The organism is Glutamicibacter sp. BW77, from assembly GCF_002332285.1.
In the GTDB taxonomy this organism is placed as follows: Bacteria; Actinomycetota; Actinomycetes; order Actinomycetales; family Micrococcaceae; genus Glutamicibacter; species Glutamicibacter bergerei.
In genome coordinates, this window is sequence record NZ_NRGT01000081.1 from 1 (window position 1) to 1,744 (window position 1,744).

Sequence of the window (1,744 nt, forward strand, 5' to 3'; positions counted from 1 at the left end):
CCCAGTGATTTCATGAAGATGGGCAGTCATTAACTGACTTAAAAGATGAAAAGGTGATCTGAACTGGGAAAATAGGAGTTGTTGAAGCTCTAAAATTCCAATCCAAAGGATCACCTTTTCAGTGAACCATTCTACTCAAGTTTTCCCCGCACTTCCGACCCAACCCACCAGCCAATCGCTGATATCCCACGCAGGCTTATCTGTGCTCACCAGCTTCTTGAACGCACTAGACTTCCGGCGGGTCTGCGAAGATCGTTTCTCCCAGTTCGTGCCGGCCACCGCGACGCACCGTCCAAGCAAGATCCTCGGAGCGCTGGCGCTCTCGTTGGCTGCTGGCGGTGAACAAGCCACTGATATCGACCAGCTTCGAGCTGCGCCGGACCTCTTCGGCGCTGTGGCATCGGATGCCACGATTAGCAGGTTCATGGGACGAATCAAAGTTCAGCCGGAGGCTTTCGCCTATGGGTTCGCCACCATGACCCGAAGCCTGCGTTCCAAGGTTTGGGCGGCTGCCGGGCCCCGAAATCCTGCCCGGCTGGCCACGGCAAACAACCCTTTAATCATCGACATTGATGCTTCCTTGGTGCACGTGCACTCCGAGAAACAACATAGTGCGGGCACCTATAAAGGCGGATACGGTTTCTCACCGATGATCGCCATGGCCGACTACGGAAAAGAGCACGGAACCGGTGAAGTCCTGGCCGTGCACCTACGGCCGGGGAACAAGGGCGCGAATTCAGCTGCCTCACATATCGAAGTGCTCACCCAGGCCTTGGCTCAGTTACCTGATGATTTCTATGATGAACACGGAAACCTCATGGGTGAGAAAATTCTGGTCCGCACTGATAGCGCCGGGTCCTCCCGTGAGTTCTTGCACCACGTGGATTCGTTGGGTCTCCAGTTCTCCACTTCGTATTCTTTGCCAGTGGTCAAGGAACGGTTCATTCGGTGGATCGATGAGAAGAAGTACTGGGAACCAGCACTGGACGCTGATGGTGGCCAGCGTGATAACGCGTGGGTGATTGATGCCAGCAAGGTGTTGGACCTGAACGACTATCCGACCGGGACTCGGATTTATTTGCGTGCTGAGCCTTTGCATCCTGGGGCGAAAGCGAACTTGTTCGATACGGACGGGAACCGGGTGACGGCGTTCTTGACCAATAGCCCGCGGTTCAACGTGGCGTTCCTTGATGCCCGGCACCGGGCTCGGGGTCGGTGCGAAAACCGGATCAAAACCCTGAAGAATACGGGGTTGGGCAAGCTTCCTTATTGGTCTTTTGCTGCGAATCAGGCGTGGGCGGACCTGGCGATGCTCGCACTGAATCTGGTGTCTTGGTTGCAACTGGCTGCACTGCCTCGTGGTCATGAGGCTTCGGTGTGGGATTTGAAGCGGTGGCGGTACCGGTTGTTTTCGATGGCAGGGAAAATCGTCTCTGGTGGACGGCAACGCCGACTGTTGATCTCTGCGAGAGCACCAGAAGCGCAGCTGATGTGCCAGCTGAATGAGGGTATTGGCTTGTTGTTCCAGCGGTGGCGCCATGGTGCATTTGTTACCTGAACAGGTAGTGGTGCTTCCTTGTTTCTTTGGTTTTGAAAGGCTATTTTGGTCCGGGTGTGTGGAGCCCGGCACCCGGCGCCGGTGCATCAGGCGCTCTTTGGCGTGGGTGGAATCAGGAACGGCCACCGGAAATCCTGGGTTCTGGATTTCGGTGGCCGTCAAAGCCCTGATGAAAAATCTGGGCTA

At 55.8% G+C, this 1,744-nt stretch carries 1 protein-coding gene; it reads left to right on the forward strand.

Features of this window, described 5'->3' with window-relative positions; all coding sequences use genetic code 11:
* Window positions 1-121: 121 nt before the first annotated feature.
* On the forward strand, window positions 122-1,558 hold the full coding sequence (locus CIK74_RS16590; protein ID WP_096257441.1) for an IS1380 family transposase: 1,437 nt from the start codon (window positions 122-124) through the stop codon (window positions 1,556-1,558).
* The last annotated feature ends 186 nt before the right edge of the window (window positions 1,559-1,744 follow it).